This is a genomic window from Dickeya chrysanthemi NCPPB 402 (assembly GCF_000406105.1).
GTDB classification, from domain to species: Bacteria; Pseudomonadota; Gammaproteobacteria; order Enterobacterales; family Enterobacteriaceae; genus Dickeya; species Dickeya chrysanthemi.
In genome coordinates, this window is the sequence record NZ_CM001974.1 from 1,154,660 (window position 1) to 1,172,554 (window position 17,895).

Annotated in this window: 19 protein-coding genes; 15 read left to right on the forward strand and 4 right to left on the reverse strand. The window is 55.7% G+C overall.

Annotated features, from left to right (window positions below):
* Positions 1 to 22 precede the first annotated feature (22 nt).
* The 5 genes from glyA to DCH402_RS05280 all read left to right on the forward strand — a co-directional run bounded on the left by glyA (position 23) and on the right by DCH402_RS05280 (position 5,745).
* Positions 23 to 1,276, forward strand: coding sequence for a serine hydroxymethyltransferase (gene glyA / locus DCH402_RS05260; protein WP_040000198.1), 1,254 nt, complete (start codon positions 23 to 25; stop codon positions 1,274 to 1,276).
* A 135-nt stretch (positions 1,277 to 1,411) separates the two neighbouring features.
* The gene (locus DCH402_RS05265) at positions 1,412 to 2,605 is read left to right on the forward strand and encodes a 3-phenylpropionate MFS transporter (RefSeq protein WP_040000200.1); all 1,194 of its coding nucleotides are present in this window, start codon (positions 1,412 to 1,414) and stop codon (positions 2,603 to 2,605) included.
* The gene (locus DCH402_RS05270) at positions 2,605 to 3,267 is read left to right on the forward strand and encodes a DUF1007 family protein (protein WP_040000202.1); all 663 of its coding nucleotides are present in this window, start codon (positions 2,605 to 2,607) and stop codon (positions 3,265 to 3,267) included. Before DCH402_RS05265 ends, DCH402_RS05270 begins: the two co-directional genes overlap by 1 nt.
* Positions 3,258 to 4,295 (forward strand): nickel/cobalt transporter, encoded by a 1,038-nt coding sequence (locus DCH402_RS05275; protein WP_040000203.1) that lies wholly within the window; start codon positions 3,258 to 3,260, stop codon positions 4,293 to 4,295. The genes DCH402_RS05270 and DCH402_RS05275 overlap by 10 nt, the downstream gene beginning before the upstream one ends.
* 328 nt (positions 4,296 to 4,623) lie before the next feature.
* Positions 4,624 to 5,745 carry an ABC transporter substrate-binding protein gene (locus DCH402_RS05280; protein ID WP_040000204.1) on the forward strand — a complete coding sequence of 374 codons (1,122 nt, stop codon included), beginning with the start codon at positions 4,624 to 4,626 and terminating at the stop codon, positions 5,743 to 5,745.
* A gap of 108 nt (positions 5,746 to 5,853) precedes the next feature.
* On the opposite strand, the gene DCH402_RS05285 is transcribed toward DCH402_RS05280, so the two are convergent.
* The 4 genes from DCH402_RS05285 to suhB form a co-directional block, all read right to left on the reverse strand.
* Positions 5,854 to 6,645, reverse strand: coding sequence for an ABC transporter ATP-binding protein (locus DCH402_RS05285; RefSeq protein WP_040000205.1), 792 nt, complete (start codon positions 6,643 to 6,645; stop codon positions 5,854 to 5,856).
* Complete coding sequence (locus tag DCH402_RS05290; protein ID WP_233276355.1) at positions 6,642 to 7,625, reverse strand: FecCD family ABC transporter permease; 984 nt, start codon at positions 7,623 to 7,625, stop codon at positions 6,642 to 6,644. Before DCH402_RS05290 ends, DCH402_RS05285 begins: the two co-directional genes overlap by 4 nt.
* A 102-nt stretch (positions 7,626 to 7,727) precedes the next feature.
* On the reverse strand, positions 7,728 to 8,852 hold the full coding sequence (locus DCH402_RS05295) for an ABC transporter substrate-binding protein (protein WP_040000207.1): 1,125 nt from the start codon (positions 8,850 to 8,852) through the stop codon (positions 7,728 to 7,730).
* 159 nt (positions 8,853 to 9,011) lie between these two features.
* Complete coding sequence (gene suhB / locus DCH402_RS05300; protein WP_012768851.1) at positions 9,012 to 9,815, reverse strand: inositol-1-monophosphatase; 804 nt, start codon at positions 9,813 to 9,815, stop codon at positions 9,012 to 9,014.
* A 127-nt stretch (positions 9,816 to 9,942) separates the two neighbouring features.
* On the opposite strand from suhB, the gene trmJ reads away from it, so the two are divergent.
* From trmJ to pepB, 10 genes are all read left to right on the forward strand, one after another.
* Positions 9,943 to 10,689, forward strand: coding sequence for a tRNA (cytosine(32)/uridine(32)-2'-O)-methyltransferase TrmJ (trmJ, locus tag DCH402_RS05305; RefSeq protein ID WP_040000209.1), 747 nt, complete (start codon positions 9,943 to 9,945; stop codon positions 10,687 to 10,689).
* A 183-nt stretch (positions 10,690 to 10,872) separates the two neighbouring features.
* Positions 10,873 to 11,367 (forward strand): Fe-S cluster assembly transcriptional regulator IscR, encoded by a 495-nt coding sequence (gene iscR / locus DCH402_RS05310; RefSeq protein WP_016941830.1) that lies wholly within the window; start codon positions 10,873 to 10,875, stop codon positions 11,365 to 11,367.
* Between the two features lie 58 nt (positions 11,368 to 11,425).
* Positions 11,426 to 12,640, forward strand: a complete 1,215-nt coding sequence (iscS, locus tag DCH402_RS05315) for a cysteine desulfurase (RefSeq protein ID WP_040000213.1) — start codon at positions 11,426 to 11,428, stop codon at positions 12,638 to 12,640.
* Positions 12,641 to 12,664: 24 nt separating this feature from the next.
* Positions 12,665 to 13,051, forward strand: coding sequence for a Fe-S cluster assembly scaffold IscU (gene iscU / locus DCH402_RS05320; protein WP_040000215.1), 387 nt, complete (start codon positions 12,665 to 12,667; stop codon positions 13,049 to 13,051).
* Between the two features lie 28 nt (positions 13,052 to 13,079).
* On the forward strand, positions 13,080 to 13,403 hold the full coding sequence (gene iscA, locus DCH402_RS05325; protein WP_012768856.1) for an iron-sulfur cluster assembly protein IscA: 324 nt from the start codon (positions 13,080 to 13,082) through the stop codon (positions 13,401 to 13,403).
* 97 nt (positions 13,404 to 13,500) lie between these two features.
* Entirely contained in the window at positions 13,501 to 14,019 is a 519-nt protein-coding gene (gene hscB / locus DCH402_RS05330; RefSeq protein ID WP_040000216.1) for a co-chaperone HscB, read from the forward strand.
* A 74-nt stretch (positions 14,020 to 14,093) separates the two neighbouring features.
* Complete coding sequence (gene hscA / locus DCH402_RS05335; protein WP_040000217.1) at positions 14,094 to 15,944, forward strand: Fe-S protein assembly chaperone HscA; 1,851 nt, start codon at positions 14,094 to 14,096, stop codon at positions 15,942 to 15,944.
* A gap of 1 nt (position 15,945) precedes the next feature.
* On the forward strand, positions 15,946 to 16,281 hold the full coding sequence (gene fdx / locus DCH402_RS05340) for an ISC system 2Fe-2S type ferredoxin (protein ID WP_012768859.1): 336 nt from the start codon (positions 15,946 to 15,948) through the stop codon (positions 16,279 to 16,281).
* Between the two features lie 11 nt (positions 16,282 to 16,292).
* Positions 16,293 to 16,493, forward strand: a complete 201-nt coding sequence (gene iscX / locus DCH402_RS05345) for a Fe-S cluster assembly protein IscX (protein WP_012768860.1) — start codon at positions 16,293 to 16,295, stop codon at positions 16,491 to 16,493.
* Between the two features lie 100 nt (positions 16,494 to 16,593).
* The gene (gene pepB, locus DCH402_RS05350; RefSeq protein WP_040000219.1) at positions 16,594 to 17,889 is read left to right on the forward strand and encodes an aminopeptidase PepB; all 1,296 of its coding nucleotides are present in this window, start codon (positions 16,594 to 16,596) and stop codon (positions 17,887 to 17,889) included.
* Positions 17,890 to 17,895: the final 6 nt, after the last annotated feature.

Consider the following 17,895-nt stretch of genomic DNA (forward strand, 5'->3'; position numbering starts at 1 on the left):
TTAGCTGAGTCAGGAGATGCGGATGTTAAAGCGTGAAATGAACATTGCCGATTACGATGCCGAGCTATGGCAAGCAATGCAGCAAGAAGTGGTGCGTCAGGAAGAGCACATTGAACTGATTGCGTCAGAAAACTATACCAGTCCACGCGTCATGCAGGCCCAGGGGTCTCAGCTGACTAACAAATACGCCGAAGGGTATCCGGGCAAACGCTACTACGGCGGTTGCGAATACGTCGACGTGGTTGAACAACTGGCGATCGATCGCGCTAAAGAACTGTTCGGCGCCGATTATGCCAACGTGCAGCCGCACTCCGGTTCTCAGGCTAACTTCGCCGTCTATACTGCATTGCTGCAGCCGGGCGACACCATTCTGGGTATGAATCTGGCGCACGGTGGCCACCTGACCCACGGCTCTCCGGTTAACCTGTCCGGTAAGCTGTATAACGTCGTGCCTTACGGCATTGATGACAGCGGCAAAATCAACTACGACGAAATGGCCGAACTGGCGCGCACTCACAAGCCGAAAATGATCGTGGGCGGCTTCTCTGCGTATTCCGGCATCGTTGACTGGGCGAAGATGCGTGAAATCGCCGATAGCATCGGCGCTTATTTGTTCGTCGACATGGCGCACGTCGCCGGTCTGATCGCTGCCGGCGTTTACCCGAACCCGGTTCCGCACGCACACATCGTGACCACCACCACCCACAAAACGCTGGCCGGCCCGCGTGGCGGCTTGATTCTGGCCAAAGGCGGCGACGAAGAACTGTACAAGAAACTGAATTCCGCCGTATTCCCGGGCGGTCAGGGCGGCCCGCTGATGCATGTTATCGCGGGTAAAGCTGTAGCGCTGAAAGAAGCGATGGAGCCGGAATTCAAAACTTACCAGCAGCAGGTAGCGAAAAACGCCAAGGCGATGGTGGAAGTGTTCCTGTCCCGCGGGTTCAACGTGGTGTCCGGCGGTACTGAAAACCACCTGTTCCTGCTGGATCTGGTCAGCAAGAACCTGACCGGTAAAGAAGCTGACGCCGCGCTGGGCCGTGCCAATATCACCGTAAACAAAAACAGCGTGCCGAACGATCCGAAGAGCCCGTTCGTGACCTCCGGTATCCGTATCGGTACGCCGGCGGCCACCCGCCGCGGCTTCAAGGAAGCGGAAGTGCGTGAACTGGCCGGCTGGATTTGCGATGTGCTGGATAACATCAATGACGAAGCCGTTATCGAGCGCGTCAAACAGAAAGTGCTGGATATCTGCGCCCGTTTCCCGGTTTACGCCTGATAACCGGCCTGATGGCGTCCGACTGGCTCGGACGCCCTGCCAACGCCAGCCTTCGGGCTGGCGTTTGTTTTTCCGCTTCCCGTTGCGTCTGCTCCGGCTCTCTGCCAGAGTAACCGACCGTAGAGGGGAGACGACATGGTTTTGCAATCCACATCCTGGCTGGCGCTCGGCTATTTCACCTATTTCTTCAGTTATGGCATTTTCCTGCCCTTTTGGGGCGGCTGGCTCAAAGGCGAAGGGTTATCCGCCGAGGCGATCGGCATTCTGCTTGGCGCCGGGCTGGTGGCGCGATTTGTCGGTAGCCTGTTTATTACACCGTTGGTGAAAGACCCCGCCCGATTGATTACCGTACTGAGGGGATTGGCGTTGTTGTCGCTGTTGGCTTTCATCGGCTTCTGGCTGGGCAGCGCCTGGTTATGGTTGATGCTGGTGATGGTCGGTTTCAACCTGTTCTTTGCACCGTTGATTCCGCTTACCGATGCGCTGGCGGCGACCTGGCAAAAACAGATGCCTCTGGATTACGGTCGGGTGAGGGTGTGGGGCTCGGTAGCGTTTGTGATTGGCTCCGCCGTTACCGGGCAACTGGTGTCGGTCTGGGGGCATCAGGCGATTCTGGTCACTCTGGCGGCGGGGCTGTTATCGATGCTGCTGGGGATGGCGCTGCGGCCGCATGTGATGCCGGCTTCCGTTAAGCGTCACCAGACGCAAACAACCGCCACGCCGTGGCGTGTTCTGCTGCGCGAGTCGGCGATTTGGCGTTTTTTACTCTGTGTGTCGTTGTTGCAGGGGGCTCACGCCGCCTATTACGGCTTTAGCGTGATTTACTGGCAACAAGCGGGGTATTCGGCGGCGGTTATCGGTTATCTGTGGTCGCTTAGCGTGGTGGCGGAAATTGTCATTTTTGCGTTCAGTCGTCGTCTGTTCCGGCATTGGAGTGCGTCCGGGTTGTTGGTCTTGTCCGCGGTGTGCAGTGTGGTGCGTTGGAGCCTGATGGGAGCCACGGTGTCGTTGCCGTGGTTGATCGTGATGCAGATCTTGCATTGCGGCACGTTCACGGTTTGCCATCTGGCCGCAATGCGGTTTATCTCTTCACGCCACGATGCTGACGTACTGCGTTTACAGGCTGCCTATTCGGCGTTGGGGACTGGCGGCGCCGTCGCCGTGATGACGGTGGTATCCGGTTTTCTGTTTGAGTATCTGCAGGGTGGAACCTTCTGGCTTATGGCACTGCTGGTATTGCCGGTCTTTATGTTGTGTACGCAGGTGAGTGCTCGCTCGCGCTGGGGACGCCGACCTGCCGGTAATGGCGAAAATGGTCAGGATAAATAATGTTACATTATAACATTTCGGGCTTTTCATGCCGTTGGGTAAGCTGCCTGCTATTGATGATAATGGCGGTTTCCGGTCCGGCGCTGGCCCATCCACATAGTTTTATCGATATGACAACCACCGTGGAAGGGAAAGATGACCTGATCACCGGGTTGCGCATGAGCTGGACCATGGATCCTATCACCTCTGCGGATTTGCTTTACGATGCCGGCAACGCCGCTAAAGATTCTGAAGTATGGAAGAAACTGGCAGCAGAAGTGATGGCGAATGTGCTGGGGCAGCATTACTTTACTGATATCTATCGGAATGGAAAGCCTGTGAAATACCAGTCGTTACCAACGGAATATCACCTTTCCCGTTCGGGCAATAAAGCGGTGCTGGAATTCGTGTTGCCGCTGGCTCATCCACAGCCGCTGGCGGGGGCACCGCTACTGATTTCCACGTATGACCCGACTTACTTTGTTGATATGTCGTATAAAGACGACAACGCGATTCAGATTGGCGCTGCGCTGGCTGCTCGCTGTAAAGCGACGCTGGTGACGCCTAAACCGGATGCGTCGCTCCAGTCCTATGCGTTGTCGTTGGATAAAAATGCCAAACCGTCCAAAGATAGGGAACTGGGAAAACAGTTTGCTCAGCAGGTTACGCTGCAATGCCAGTAAATCGCCTGCGCATTCTCCGAAGTTATTTACGCTGGTGGCCGCTGGCGCTGTTTATATTGCTGATGGGTGTGGCCGCATGGCAGGCACTGGTCTGGTGGTCATCGATTCTGCTGCAAAGCATTGAATGGCAGCGGTCGCTGCATCAGCAGATGTCGGATTTGATGGAGCAGGTGCAGGCGCGGCCCCATCAGGCCGGCTGGACGCTGGTGATGTTCAGTCTGGTGTACGGTGTGTTGCATGCTGTTGGCCCGGGTCATGGCAAAGTGGTGATCGCGACCTATCTGGCGACCCATCCGTCCCGGCTGAAAAGCAGTTTGCAGTTGACCCTGGCTTCCGCCTTGCTGCAAGGACTGGTGGCCGTGGTGTTGGTCACCCTAGTGCTGGCGGTATTGCAACTTTCCAGCAAAGCATTGCACATCGGCAGCTTCTGGATGGAAAAGAGTAGTTTTGTGCTGGTGATCGTTCTGGGCGGCTGGCTGTGCTTACGCGCATTGCGGCGCTTGTCGGCAACGCTATTCCCTCGTGTCAGACCTCGCCTTCATGCCCTAACGCCGATTGCGGCGCCGACGGCGGCAGAACGATTGGCGCCGCCAGCCAGACGCCATCGACATGATGAACACTGCGGTTGCAGCCACCAGCATGTGCCGGCGGCAGATGCGCTCAACCAGTGCGACGGTTGGCGTACTCGCCTGATGGTCGTGTTGGCGATGGGGCTGCGCCCGTGTTCCGGCGCAATACTGGTGCTGCTGTTCGCCAAAGTTCTGGGGGTGTTTTTCTGGGGGGTGATCTCAGCCCTGACCATGGCGCTGGGAACGGCGCTTACCGTTTCGCTGCTGGGGATGGCCGTATTGTTTTGTCGCCGTCAGTTGGAGCGCCTGAGTCGTAACGGTACAGCTTCACGCTGGCAGCTTCTGTTTTGGTCCGCCTTGTCGCTGGCGGGGGGAATCATGCTGACTTTTGCCGGTATTGTGCTGTATCTCACTACGCAACCTGAGGTGGCGGGAGGCATTCGCCCGTTGATGGGGTAAGTGCGACGTTGTGTAAATGTCTCCGGTTCCACCGTCTTCACGTGGTCGTTGTATTTCGTGTTTTGCCAATCTTCCTGCCGTGTATACCCAAAATAATTCGAGTTGCAGGAAGACGGCAAGAGAGAGAATCCCGATGAGCTTACTCAGGTAAGTGATTCGGGTGAACGAACGCCGCCAACGCACCTGCAACTTGAAGTATGACGGGTATATCAAACAAATATCCTCTCTTTTTCATGTGAAACATATTGCCCGAATACAGTTGCAACTTTATTATTTACATTGAATGATAATGAATCTCATTACTTGTAAATGATCAGGGAATAATAGAATGCAAAAGTGGTTGTGTGCCATTGGCATGGTGTTGGGGTTAGTTTCGGCAGTCAAAGCCGCTCCGATCGTGGTGGAAGACGTAAGCGGCAGAAAAGTTGAGATTAAGTCTGATGTTAAGCGTGTGATTCTGGGGGAAGGGCGACAGATTTATCTGCTGGCAGCGTTTGATACCGAGGCGCCGTTCCAGCGCGTGGTCGGCTGGCGAGATGATTTGCCGAAGGCCGACTATGACGGCTATCTGGCGTATGAGCATAAATATCCGCAGATTAAACAATTACCCACTTTCGGCGGCGCCAAAGACGGTACTTTCAACGTTGAGCAGGCGGTGAATCTGAAGCCGGATCTGGTGCTGATGAATCTGGAAGCGAAAGCCGCTACCGATGAAGCCAAGCTGATTGAAAAACTCAGCGGCCTGGGCATTCCGGTGGTGTTTATCGACTTTCGTGAAAAGCCGTTTGAAAACGCCGAGAAAAGCATCCGCATCATGGGCCAACTGCTGGGCAAACCAGCACGCGCCGAAGAGATCGTGCAGTTCCGTCGCCAGCAGATTGAACTTGTGACCGAGCGCCTGAAGAACTATCAGGGGCCGCGTCCGAAAGTGATGATCGACCGTGCCGGTGGCTATGACGAAGAGTGTTGTATGTCGTTCGGCAATGAAAACTTTGGGAAAATGGTGGAGGCCGCCGGCGGCATCAATATCGCCAAGGGAATTATTCCCGGTACTTTCGGCACCCTGAATCCGGAGCAGATTATCAGTGCGCGCCCGGACGTGGTGATCGTCACCGGGGCCAACTGGAAAAACTACAACACCGCCAATGGTTGGGTGGGCGTCGGGCCGGGAGCCGACAAACAGCAAGCGTTGCAGCGCCTGCAGAAACTGATGGAGCGTTCGGCATTCAAAACCTTACCCGTGGCTACCAACGGCAAGGCCCATGCTATATGGCATCAATTTTATGACAGCCCGTATCAGTTTGTGGCGATTCAGGTAATGGCGAAATGGCTGCATCCGGATTTATTCAAAGACATCGATCCTGATGCGACTTTCCGTACTTTCCATGAGAAATTCCTGCCGCTGCCGTATCAGCCGGGTTATTGGGTGACGCTGCCAGCGAAATCCTGACCGTTCGTCGCCGCCGGCCGGGCGGTGACGGTAATCCATAAAAAACGCCCGAACATTGGTATGAACGGGCGTTTTTTGTTGTGACCGGCCGGGTGACAAGGCTGATGTTTACAGCGTCGGTGCCGTCACCAGTCCATCGATCATCACTTGCGGGATCCCTTGGGAACAACGCTCTATACGGCCGCGTACACCGTATACCTGTGCCAGGCTGTCTTCACTGATGACCTCGGCCGGCTCGCCGTTGGCAATCAGTTTGCCGTCTTTCAGCATCAGCACGTGGTCGCCATGGCGCAGCGCGATATTGATGTCGTGCACCACCACCACCGTCACGATATTGCGCTTGCGGGTTTCCTGACGCACCAGGTCCATCACGTGGAACTGGTAGTTGAGGTCAAGTGCGCTGAGCGGTTCATCCAACAAGAGTAATGACGGCTGACGGATCAGCGACTGCGCCAATCCGACCAACTGTTTCTGACCGCCGGAAAGCTGGTCCAGATAGCTCATCGCCAGATGCGAAATGCCCAGTTGCCTGAGCAGCGCCAGCACCTCGTCTTCGTTGCTGTTGTGGTGCAGCCCACCGGAGGCACGCTGGGCGACGATGATCGACTCCAGCACGTGAAGATGTACGCCGGCAGGCAGCGACTGCGGCAAATACACCACTTTTTCCGCCCGTTTGGCGAACGGCAACTGCATCAGGTTAGCGTCATCCAACAGCAGGTCGCCTTGGGCTTGCCCCAAACCCGCCAGCGCACGCAGCAGCGTCGATTTACCGCTGCCGTTTGGCCCCAGTAGCACCGTGATCTTACCGCGCGGCAACAGCGGCACCGAGAGATCGTTAATAATGCTTCGCTTAAGATAACCCGCGGAAAAATGAGAAATCGACAGTCCGTTGTGACTCATACATTCCCCCGGTTACGCAGAATAATGCTGAGGAAGAAAGGAACCCCGACCAGCGAGGTGACAATCCCTACCGGAATAATGATCCCCGGCAGCAGGTTTTTAGAGGCGACAGAGGCCAGCGACAACACCAGTGCGCCGGTCAGAGCGCTGGCTGGTAGATAAAAGCGGTGATCCTCGCCAAAAATCATACGGGCAATATGCGGCGCGACCAGACCAATAAAACCAATCGGCCCGACGAACGCAACCGACAGCGCCGACAGGAAGCTAATGCGCAGCAGTGTCGCCAGACGCAAACGGCGTACGTTGATGCCGAAGCTGATGGCGCGATCTTCGCCTAAACGCAACGCGGTCAGCTTCCACGAGCTCATCATTGACAGCGGCATCACCACGGCTAGCACCGCCAGCAGAATACCGAGTTTTTCCCAGGATGAGCGGGCCAGACTGCCCATGGTCCAGAACACCAGTCCTTGCAGCGTATCTTCGTTGGCGATGAATTGCAGAATGGATACCAGCGCGTTAAAGGTGAAGACCAGTGCAATCCCGAACAACACCACGCCGGAAGTCGCCACCTTGGTCCAACGGGTAATCCCGTCCAACAGCAGCGCCGCCAGCAGTGCGAACAGGAAGGCATTGGCCGAAATGAACCATTGCGCCGGAACACCCGGTATACCGATTCCCAATACGATGGCCAGCGCTGCGCCGAATGCCGCCGCAGAGGACACACCCAACGTGAATGGACTAGCCAGCGGGTTATTCAGGATGGTTTGCATCTCCGCCCCCGCCAGCCCCAGCGCCAGACCAACCACCACCGCCATCAGCGCATACGGCAGGCGGATATCCCAGACGATAACGCGGCTGCCGGCATCCGCATTTGCCGGGTCGGTCAGCGTCTGCCATAACACATCCAGCGGCAAGCCGGAAGGGCCGAGCACAAAGTCCAGCAGCAAGGACGCTACAATCGCCACGGCCAGCACTGCCATTAGCGCCAGCCTGTGACGGATGATGTTCCGGTAGTGGGTTATCGCGCTGTTTTCAGCCGTGTCGACACGGCTGATGGAGGATTCGGTGGTTACACTCATGGATTACTCGGCCAGTTTACGGGCAAATACAAAGTTGTTGTCAGGCAGGGTAGTAAAATGGCGAACGATGTAATGATAGCTATCGTCCGGGTTCAACGAACCGAACTGCTTCGGATACACCGCTTTAGCCAGATACTCCATGCCGACAATGTTATACGGGTGGTTATAGAAATGGTGGTAAACCCCATAGACCTGGCCGGCTTTAATCGCCGGGATCTGATCAATGCCGGTGCGGCTCAGCAGAGCTTTGGCTTTGTCCTGAATATCGCTGTCGCTGGCGCTATAACCAAACGGCAGGATTTTACTGGTGCCATTGCCGCGTTTGGATCCGGTCATGATGTAGGTATCGGGTTTTTCGCTGATCACTTTTTCCAATGAGACAAAGCCTGATGCGCCCGGCAGCAGTCCGGAACCGATATTTTTCGCACCGATGGCTTCTAACAAACCACCCCAGCCATTGTGGGCGTGAGTGAAGCAGCACGCGTCAGAGTTGCCAGCGATAGGTTCGATAAAGACGGTGGGTTGGGGGGTGATGCCGGTCGTGACTTTTTGGATATCGGCAAAATGCTGGCGATAAAAATCAGTATAGGCTTTGGCGTTTTCTTCGCGGTTCAGCATTTTGCCGAGCAAATCAACACTGGATGCGGTGTTTTGCGCCGGGTTGATTTCATAATCCACGAACACCAGCGGAATGTGCAACGCATTCAGCTTACCGATGACGCCATTCTCCATTAAAGCCGGCTTTGCGCGCAGTTGGGCAATCATCAGATCCGGTTTTTTAGCCAGAATACTTTCCAGTTCCACTTCGCCTTTGTCGCTGAAGCCCATGTCCAGAATGCCTTCGGACTGCGGCCATTTGCTTTTCAGTACATCCCAGGTGGCAGTGTCTTGTTTTTTGGGCAAGTTATTCCAGGCAACAAGACGGTGGAACGGATTATCGCGATCCAGCAGCGCCAGCGCCATGATATCGCGGCCGTCTTGTAACACAACGCGCTGCGGTTCCTGTTGGATAGTGACGCTTTGTCCGTCGATATCCGTAATCGTGAGGGGATACTGGGTGGCGAGGCTGGCGAAACAGGTTGTCAGTGTGGTTGCCAGCAAAATGTGACGCCATGATTTCTTTAACATAATGAATCCTGTCATTAACCGCTGTGTGATGGTCAATTAAAGCAAATGAATGAGTTTAATAATTATTATCATATAAACTTAAACTTTTACTCAACAGGGCTGAGTTGTAAAGAAAAATAACAGCGAGGGCATGCCCGACGGACATGCCCACAGGGAGGATTAACGCTTCAGCGCATCACTCAGTTGGTCGCGGATGGTGGACAACAGCGATTTCACCACGCGTGGGTTACCGGCAACGATATTGCCGGAAGTGAGGTAGTTATGGCCGCCGACGAAGTCGGTAACGATGCCGCCGGCTTCACGCACCAGCAGTTCGCCGCCGGCGAAGTCCCAGGGTTTGAGGCCAATCTCAAAGAAGCCATCCACGCGACCTGCTGCCACATAGGCCAGATCAAGCGCTGCGGAGCCGGTGCGGCGGAAGTCGGCGCACTGGCTGAACAGCGCTTCCAGTACGCGCAGGTAGCTGGCGCTGTGTTGCTTTTGTTTGAACGGGAAGCCGGTCGCAAGAATAGTACCGTCCAGATCGCGGGCGTTGCTGCCACGCAGACGGTAGCCATTCAACTGCGTGCCCTGGCCGCGGGTGGCGGTGAACAGCTCGTTACGCATCGGATCGTAGACCACGGCCACTTCAGTGCGGCCTTTAACGCGAACAGCGATGGAAACGGCAAAATGGGGAAGACGTTTGATAAAGTTGGTGGTGCCATCCAGGGGATCGATAATCCATTGAACGTCCTGATCTTCGCCAACCAGTTCGCCACACTCTTCACCGATAATGGTGTGCTGCGGGTAAGACTTACGAATAACTTCAATAATCAGGCGTTCTGCATCACGATCAACGTTAGTGACAAAATCGTTACTGCCTTTCTGGCTGGCCTCGACGGCGTCGGGCGTTTCATAGTTTTTAGCGATCAAGTTGCCGCCTTTGCGCGCTGCGCGCACGGCGATGTTAAGCATCGGATGCATGGTATCGTCCACAAGAATGTTAAAGAACAGAAAACGGCGCGGAGTATAGCAGATAGCAGGAGAAAGAGAAAACAGAGAAGTTTGTGTTAACATACGCCGGTTTTCCGTTTCGTATGACAGAGTCCGCATGTTACAGAATATACGCATTGTGCTGGTGGAAACTTCACATACCGGCAATATGGGGTCAACGGCCAGGGCAATGAAAACCATGGGCCTGACCAATCTTTGGCTGGTCAATCCGCTGGTCAAACCCGATTCGCAGGCGATTTCGTTGTCTGCCGGCGCCAGTGATGTCATTGGCAACGCCACTATCGTCGATACCCTCGATCAAGCGCTGGAAGGATGTGGCCTGGTGGTCGGCACCAGCGCCCGCTCCCGCACGTTGCCCTGGCCGATGCTGGAGCCGCGTGAATGCGGCGTACGCAGCATTCAGGAAGCGCAACGCGCACCGGTGGCGATTGTGTTCGGCCGTGAGCGCGTGGGGCTGACGAATGAGGAACTGCAAAAATGTCACTACCATGTGGCGATCCCCGCTAATCCTGAATACAGCTCGCTCAATCTGGCGATGGCGGTGCAGATCCTGTCTTATGAGGTCCGCGTCGCCTGGTTGGATAGCCAACAGCAAGGTGAGCCGGCGCATGAGGAGAGCCCCTATCCGCTGGCGGATGATCTGGAGCGTTTTTATCAACATCTGGAAGAGACGTTGCTGCACACCGGTTTCATCCGTCAGGCGCATCAGGGGCAGGTGATGAATAAGCTGCGTCGGTTGTTTACCCGCGCCCGTCCTGAAAACCAGGAGCTCAATATCCTGCGTGGCATTCTGAGCGCGATCACCAAAACGACGCCATCGGATCCGTCGCAGAATAATCATTGAATGAGAGCGGCTTGAGAGTGGTTATTGGGAATACGTGCTGTGCCGGGGTAATAGTTGAGTTATTTACTCGGTTAAATAGTTGACTGAAACACTCGGGAATGTCAGACTCATGACTGTGCTATGTATGCTTGACTCATAATACTTGTCTTAATAATACATGTTTATCTTACGGATACCACTAACATGAGACTGACATCTAAAGGCCGCTACGCCGTTACCGCCATGCTCGATGTGGCGCTGCATTCAAAAGAAGGCCCGGTTCCGCTGGCGGATATCTCCGAGCGTCAGGGTATTTCGCTTTCTTATCTGGAACAGCTGTTTTCTCGCCTTCGCAAGCATGGGTTGGTTGCCAGCGTGCGTGGTCCGGGCGGCGGCTATCTGTTGGGGAAAGATTCCGCCGAAATCGCTGTCGGCTCAGTCATCTCTGCGGTGGATGAATCCGTGGACGCGACCCGTTGCCAGGGGAAGGAAGGGTGTCAGGGCGGCGATCGTTGCCTGACCCATACGCTGTGGCGCGATCTGAGCGACCGCATCAGCGAGTTCCTCAACAACATCACCCTGGATGAACTGGTTAACAATAAAGAGATTCTGGACGTCGCGGATCGTCAGGATGCTGACGTGCGTCGTACCGCCAACGGACGCATACAAGAAACTATTAACGTCAACTTGCGTGCCTGAAAGAAAAAAGAACGAAACGCCTTGAACGTTTTGAAGTGATGTACGGAGTTTAAGAGCAATGAAGTTACCGATTTATCTGGATTATTCCGCAACCACGCCGGTCGATCCGCGTGTGGCTGAAAAAATGATGCAGTTTCTGACCCTGGACGGTACGTTTGGCAACCCGGCCTCACGTTCCCACCGTTTCGGCTGGCAGGCGGAAGAAGCGGTGGATATCGCCCGTAACCAGATCGCTGAACTGGTCGGCGCGGATCCGCGTGAGATCGTCTTTACTTCCGGCGCCACCGAGTCCGATAACCTGGCTATCAAAGGTGCAGCGAATTTCTACCAGAAGAAAGGCAAGCACATCATTACCAGCAAGACGGAACACAAAGCCGTGCTGGATACCTGCCGTCAACTGGAGCGCGAAGGGTTTGAAGTGACCTACCTGGCGCCGCAGCGCAACGGTATTATCGATCTGAAAGAGCTGGAAGCCGCTATGCGTGACGACACCATCGTGGTGTCCATTATGCATGTGAATAACGAAATCGGCGTGGTGCAGGATATCGCCACCATCGGTGAAATGTGCCGTAGCCGCGGCATCATTTTCCATGTTGATGCCACCCAGAGCGTAGGCAAATTGCCGATCGACCTCAGCCAACTGAAAGTCGACCTGATGTCTTTCTCCGGCCACAAGATTTACGGCCCAAAAGGGATTGGCGCGCTGTATGTGCGTCGCAAGCCGCGCGTGCGTATCGAAGCGCAGATGCACGGTGGCGGCCACGAACGCGGCATGCGCTCCGGTACCCTGCCGGTGCACCAGATTGTGGGGATGGGTGAAGCTTACCGCATCGCCAAAGAAGAGATGGCCGAAGAAGCGGTACGTCTGCGCAACCTGCGCAATCGCCTGTGGAACGGTATCAACGATATCGAAGAAGTGTACCTGAACGGCGACCTGGAGCAGGGCGCGCCGAATATCCTGAACGTGAGTTTCAACTACGTGGAAGGTGAATCGCTGATCATGGCGTTGAAGGATCTGGCGGTGTCTTCCGGTTCGGCCTGTACATCCGCCAGCCTGGAACCTTCCTATGTGTTGCGCGCGTTGGGGATGAGCGATGAACTGGCGCACAGTTCCATCCGTTTCTCACTGGGTCGCTTCACCACTGAAGAAGAAATTGACTACACCATCGATCTGGTTCGTAAATCCATCGGCCGTCTGCGTGATCTGTCTCCGTTGTGGGACATGTTCAAGCAGGGCGTGGATATCAACAGCATCGAATGGGCGCATCATTAATTCGCAGGAATCAGGACGCATATTATGGCTTACAGCGAAAAAGTAATTGATCACTATGAAAACCCGCGCAACGTCGGCTCGTTTGATTCGTCGGATCCGAGCATCGGTAGCGGTATGGTGGGCGCACCGGCCTGCGGCGACGTGATGAAACTGCAAATCAAGGTCAATGAGCAGGGGATTATCGAAGACGCCCGCTTTAAAACCTACGGTTGTGGTTCCGCCATCGCTTCCAGCTCGCTGGTCACCGAGTGGGTGAAAGGCAAGAGCCTGACCGAAGCCGAATCGATTAAAAACACCCAGATCGCCGAAGAACTGGAGTTGCCGCCGGTAAAAATTCACTGCTCTATTCTGGCTGAAGACGCTATCAAAGCCGCCATCGCCGATTACAAGAGCAAACGTGGCGACAAATAACGGGCAGATGAATTAGAGGTTTTTGCTTATGTCGATTTCCCTGAGCGACAGCGCTGCGCAACGCGTTAATGCCTTTATGGCCAATCGTGGCAAAGGCGTCGGTCTGCGTCTGGGCGTGAGAACGTCCGGCTGTTCCGGTATGGCGTATGTGCTGGAATTTGTTGATGAATTGAACACCGACGATGTGGTGTTTGAAGACAAGGGCGTGAAGGTCATTATTGATGGCAAAAGTTTGGTCTATCTTGACGGCACCGAGTTGGATTTCGTCAAGGAAGGGCTGAACGAAGGCTTCAAGTTCAATAACCCTAACGTTTCCAGCGAGTGCGGTTGCGGCGAAAGCTTTAATGTCTGACCGCCGGCCGGTCTGTTGACTGGTTCCCGCCGCGTTGTGTGCTCCGGCATGTAACGCGGCGGGCGTGCATGAATTGTCTGCGAACTCAGAGCACACTATGGATTACTTTGCTTTATTCGGGCTGCCGATTCGCTATAACGTGGATGGCAGCCTGCTTGCTTCCCGGTTTCAGGAACTGCAGCGCCAGTTTCACCCTGACCGTTTTGCCGCCAGTCCGGAACGTGAACGCATGATGGCGTTACAACAGGCGGCGACCATCAATAATGCCTATCAGGCGCTGAAGCACCCGCTGAAACGCGCGGAGTATATGCTATCTTTGCACGGTTTCGATTTGAGCAACGAGCAGCATACGCTCCATGACACTGCATTCCTGATGGAGCAGATGGAACTGCGTGAAGAGCTGGACGAGATTGAACGTCGCCCGGATGCGGAAAGTGCGCTGGCAACATTTGCACAGCGTCTGCAAGGGATTACCCGCCAGCGCAGCGAGCAGATGACGCGCGAGCTGGATGAGGAATCCTGGTCGGATGCAGCGGATACGGTACGTAAACTGCGTTTTTTTGATCGGCTCCGGCAGCAAGTTGAACAACTCGAAGAACAATTGCTGGAACGATAAGTCACATTCAATCCGGTGGGCAGTAATGACCAGGTGTCACCTCTCGCCCGCCCGCCAATTGATGGAAGCTCAATATGGCCTTATTACAAATCAGCGAGCCAGGGCTGAGTGCGGCACCGCATCAGCAGCGTCTGGCCGTCGGCATTGATCTGGGAACGACCCATTCTCTGGTCGCCACCGTTCGCAGCGGTGAGGCACAAACGTTGCCTGACCATGACGGGCGCCACCTATTGCCGTCCGTTGTGCATTACGACGCCGACGGTCATACCGTTGGCTGGGACGCTCGCCGGCAGGCGGCGACCGATCCGGTCAATACGGTCAGCTCCGTCAAACGCTTGATGGGGCGTTCGCTCTCCGATATTCGTCAGCGCTATCCCCATTTGCCCTATCGGCTTGAAGCCAGCGAGAATGGCCTGCCGGTGTTGCAGACTGCCAGAGGTCCGCGTAATCCGATTCAGATATCGGCCGATATTTTGTCGGCGTTGACCCGGCGTGCCGAAGAGGCGCTGAATGGGCTGCCTGACGGCGTTGTAATCACCGTGCCGGCCTATTTTGATGATGCACAGCGTCAGGGCACCAAAGATGCGGCTCGTCTGGCCGGTTTGCATGTGCTGCGGCTGCTTAACGAACCGACCGCGGCGGCGATTGCCTATGGGCTGGATTCCGGCCAGGAAGGCGTGATCGCCGTGTATGATCTGGGCGGCGGCACCTTTGATATTTCTATCCTGCGTCTTAGCCGCGGCGTATTTGAAGTGTTGGCTACCGGCGGCGATTCCGCGCTGGGCGGTGACGATTTCGACCATCTGCTGGTCGAATGGATTCGTGAACAGGCCGGGATTACCGTACGCGACGATCATCAATTGCAGCAGGTGCTGCTGAATACCGCCATACAGACCAAGATTGCCTTGAGCGATGCGCAAACCGTGCCGGTATCGGTGGCGGGCTGGCAAGGCGAGATGACCCGCGAACAGTTCAACACCCTGATTGCGCCGCTGGTAAAACGCACGCTGCTGTCCTGTCGCCGCTCGCTGAAAGACGCGGGTGTCGATATGGATGAAGTAAAAGAGGTGGTGATGGTCGGCGGCTCCACCCGCGTGCCGCTGGTGCGTGAGCGGGTTGGCGAATTCTTTGGCCGTACGCCGTTGACCTCTATCGACCCGGATAAGGTGGTGGCTATCGGCGCCGCGATCCAGGCGGATATTCTGGTGGGCAACAAGCCCGACAGCGAAATGCTGTTGCTGGACGTGATTCCGTTGTCACTGGGGCTGGAAACCATGGGGGGATTGGTCGAGAAAGTGATTCCGCGTAATACCACTATTCCGGTGGCGCGCGCGCAGGAGTTCACCACATTCAAAGACGGCCAGACCGCGATGATGATCCATGTATTGCAGGGGGAGCGCGAACTGGTGCAGGATTGCCGTTCGCTTGGGCGCTTCACGCTGCGCGGCATCCCATCGATGCCTGCTGGCGGCGCACATATCCGGGTGACATTCCAGGTGGACGCCGATGGGTTGCTGAGCGTGACCGCGATGGAGAAATCTACCGGGGTGGAGGCTTCCATTCAGGTGAAACCGTCTTATGGTTTGAGCGACGATGAAATCGCCACCATGATCACCGATTCCATGCAGAACGCCCAGCACGACATGAGTGCGCGCTGGCTGGCTGAGCAGCGCGTGGAAGCCACGCGCGTGCTGGAAAGTCTCAACAGCGCGCTGGCGGTGGATGCCGCTCTACTGAACGATGAAGAGCGGGCGGCGATCGACGCTGCCAGCCTTCAATTGCAGCAGGCTGCACAGGAAACCGACGCCTCAGCCATTGAGGCCGCGATTAAAAAATTAGACCAACAAACCCAGGAATTCGCTGCCCGCCGGATGGATGAATCTATCCGCCGTGCGTTGGCGGGGCATTCCGTGGACGAGGTATAACATGCCCAAGATTGTTTTTCTGCCGCATCAGGACTTGTGTCCGGAAGGGGCAGTTTTGGAAGCGAACAGTGGTGAAACCATTCTGGACGTGGCATTGCGCAACGGTATTGAAATTGAGCATGCCTGTGAAAAGTCCTGTGCCTGCACCACCTGCCACTGCATTGTCCGGGAAGGATTTGATTCGTTGCCGGAAAGCACCGAAGACGAAGACGACATGCTGGACAAAGCCTGGGGGCTGGAGCCGGAAAGCCGGCTGGGTTGCCAGGCACGCATCACCGATGAAGATCTGGTGGTGGAAATTCCGCGTTATACCATTAACCACGCACGCGAGCATTGACGGGGTAACTCATGGGACTGAAATGGACCGATAGCCGTGAAATCGGCGAAGCGTTGTACGACCTGTATCCTGATACCGACCCAAAAACCGTGCGTTTCACCGACCTGCACCGCTGGATTTGCGAGCTGGATGAGTTTGACGATGAACCGGAGGCGTCAAACGAGAAGATTCTGGAAGCCATCCTGCTGGTATGGCTGGACGAAGCCGAATAACCGAATTAGTCAACGGGCTGCCTTGAGGTGGCCCGTTTTCTCTTTTTTCATCATGGCGATAGCGGGCTGATAAAAACAAAGCCCGATTTGGAGTAGATGTATGACAACTGAAGCGATGCTGATTACCCTTTCCCATCAGCCAGCGGACGCACGCTGGGGTGAGAAAGCCTCGTTAACCGCCAATGAGCAGGGATTTACCATCCATCTGTCCGGCGACAAGCCGCAGACCATTATTCAGCGTGCGGCCCGCAAAATCGACGGGCAGGGTATCAAACACGTCAAACTGGCAGGCGAAGGCTGGGATCTGGAAAGCAGTTGGGCGTTCTGGCAGGGGTATCGTGGTCCGAAGGGCAAACGCACGGTAGAGTGGGCCACGTTGCCTGAGTCACAGCAGCAGGAACTGGAGAGCCGCCTGAAGATCGTTGACTGGGTGCGCGATACCATCAATCTTCCGGCAGAAGATCTGGGGCCGGAACAACTGGCGACTCGGGCCATCGATCTGCTGTGCAGCGTGGCGGGTGAAGCGATTTCCTATCGCATTACCAAAGGCGAGGATCTGCGTGAGCAGAACTACGCTGGTTTACATACCGTCGGTCGCGGTTCCGAACGTTCGCCGGTATTGCTGGCGTTGGATTATAACCCGACCGGCAAGGCAGACGCGCCGGTGCTGGCCTGCCTGGTTGGTAAAGGCATCACTTTTGATACCGGCGGTTATAGCCTGAAGGGCAGCGGTTTCATGGATTCCATGAAGTCTGATATGGGCGGTGCGGCGACGGTGACCGGCGCGCTGGCGCTGGCGGCGGCTCGCGGCTTGCAGCAGCGTGTGAAACTGTACCTGTGTTGCGCGGATAACATGGTCAGCGGCAATGCGTTCCGTCTGGGCGATATCATTCGTTATCGCAATGGTAAAACCGTTGAAGTCATGAATACCGATGCCGAAGGGCGTCTGGTGCTGGCTGATGGCCTGATTGACGCCGCCGAGCAGAATCCGCAGTGGATTGTGGATTGTGCGACCTTGACCGGGGCGGCCAAAACCGCGTTGGGTAATGATTACCACGCACTGTTCAGTTTCGACGATGCAATGATTGACTCGCTGATGGAAAGTGCCCGTCGCGAAGGCGAGCCGTTCTGGCGTCTGCCGCTGGAAGAGTTCCATCGCCAGCATCTGCCGTCTAACTTTGCCGAGCTGAATAACGTGGCGGGTGCGGCACACACCGCAGGCGCCAGCACGGCGGCGGCGTTCCTGTCTCACTTTGTGAAAAACTACCAGCAAGGCTGGCTGCATATCGACTGTTCCGCGACTTACCGCAAATCGGCGGTGGAGCAGTGGTCTGCCGGCGCTACCGGCCTGGGCGTGCGCACGCTGGCCGACTTCCTGCTGCATAAAGCGGGTTAACCGGGA

What these genes read in the sequence shown, in the direction of transcription:
- DCH402_RS05265 (WP_040000200.1), top strand. Translation starts at nt 1,412, where the DNA reads ATGGTTTTGCAATCCACATCCTGGCTGGCGCTCGGCTATTTCACCTAT.
- iscS (WP_040000213.1), top strand. Translation starts at nt 11,426, where the DNA reads ATGAAGTTACCGATTTATCTGGATTATTCCGCAACCACGCCGGTCGAT.
- trmJ (WP_040000209.1), top strand. Translation starts at nt 9,943, where the DNA reads ATGTTACAGAATATACGCATTGTGCTGGTGGAAACTTCACATACCGGC.
- iscR (WP_016941830.1), top strand. Translation starts at nt 10,873, where the DNA reads ATGAGACTGACATCTAAAGGCCGCTACGCCGTTACCGCCATGCTCGAT.
- DCH402_RS05285 (WP_040000205.1), bottom strand. Translation starts at nt 6,645, where the DNA reads ATGAGTCACAACGGACTGTCGATTTCTCATTTTTCCGCGGGTTATCTT.
- iscX (WP_012768860.1), top strand. Translation starts at nt 16,293, where the DNA reads ATGGGACTGAAATGGACCGATAGCCGTGAAATCGGCGAAGCGTTGTAC.
- DCH402_RS05275 (WP_040000203.1), top strand. Translation starts at nt 3,258, where the DNA reads ATGCCAGTAAATCGCCTGCGCATTCTCCGAAGTTATTTACGCTGGTGG.
- DCH402_RS05270 (WP_040000202.1), top strand. Translation starts at nt 2,605, where the DNA reads ATGTTACATTATAACATTTCGGGCTTTTCATGCCGTTGGGTAAGCTGC.
- iscA (WP_012768856.1), top strand. Translation starts at nt 13,080, where the DNA reads ATGTCGATTTCCCTGAGCGACAGCGCTGCGCAACGCGTTAATGCCTTT.
- DCH402_RS05295 (WP_040000207.1), bottom strand. Translation starts at nt 8,852, where the DNA reads ATGTTAAAGAAATCATGGCGTCACATTTTGCTGGCAACCACACTGACA.
- glyA (WP_040000198.1), top strand. Translation starts at nt 23, where the DNA reads ATGTTAAAGCGTGAAATGAACATTGCCGATTACGATGCCGAGCTATGG.
- DCH402_RS05290 (WP_233276355.1), bottom strand. Translation starts at nt 7,625, where the DNA reads ATGGCAGTGCTGGCCGTGGCGATTGTAGCGTCCTTGCTGCTGGACTTT.
- DCH402_RS05280 (WP_040000204.1), top strand. Translation starts at nt 4,624, where the DNA reads ATGCAAAAGTGGTTGTGTGCCATTGGCATGGTGTTGGGGTTAGTTTCG.
- suhB (WP_012768851.1), bottom strand. Translation starts at nt 9,815, where the DNA reads ATGCATCCGATGCTTAACATCGCCGTGCGCGCAGCGCGCAAAGGCGGC.
- hscA (WP_040000217.1), top strand. Translation starts at nt 14,094, where the DNA reads ATGGCCTTATTACAAATCAGCGAGCCAGGGCTGAGTGCGGCACCGCAT.
- hscB (WP_040000216.1), top strand. Translation starts at nt 13,501, where the DNA reads ATGGATTACTTTGCTTTATTCGGGCTGCCGATTCGCTATAACGTGGAT.
- pepB (WP_040000219.1), top strand. Translation starts at nt 16,594, where the DNA reads ATGACAACTGAAGCGATGCTGATTACCCTTTCCCATCAGCCAGCGGAC.
- fdx (WP_012768859.1), top strand. Translation starts at nt 15,946, where the DNA reads ATGCCCAAGATTGTTTTTCTGCCGCATCAGGACTTGTGTCCGGAAGGG.
- iscU (WP_040000215.1), top strand. Translation starts at nt 12,665, where the DNA reads ATGGCTTACAGCGAAAAAGTAATTGATCACTATGAAAACCCGCGCAAC.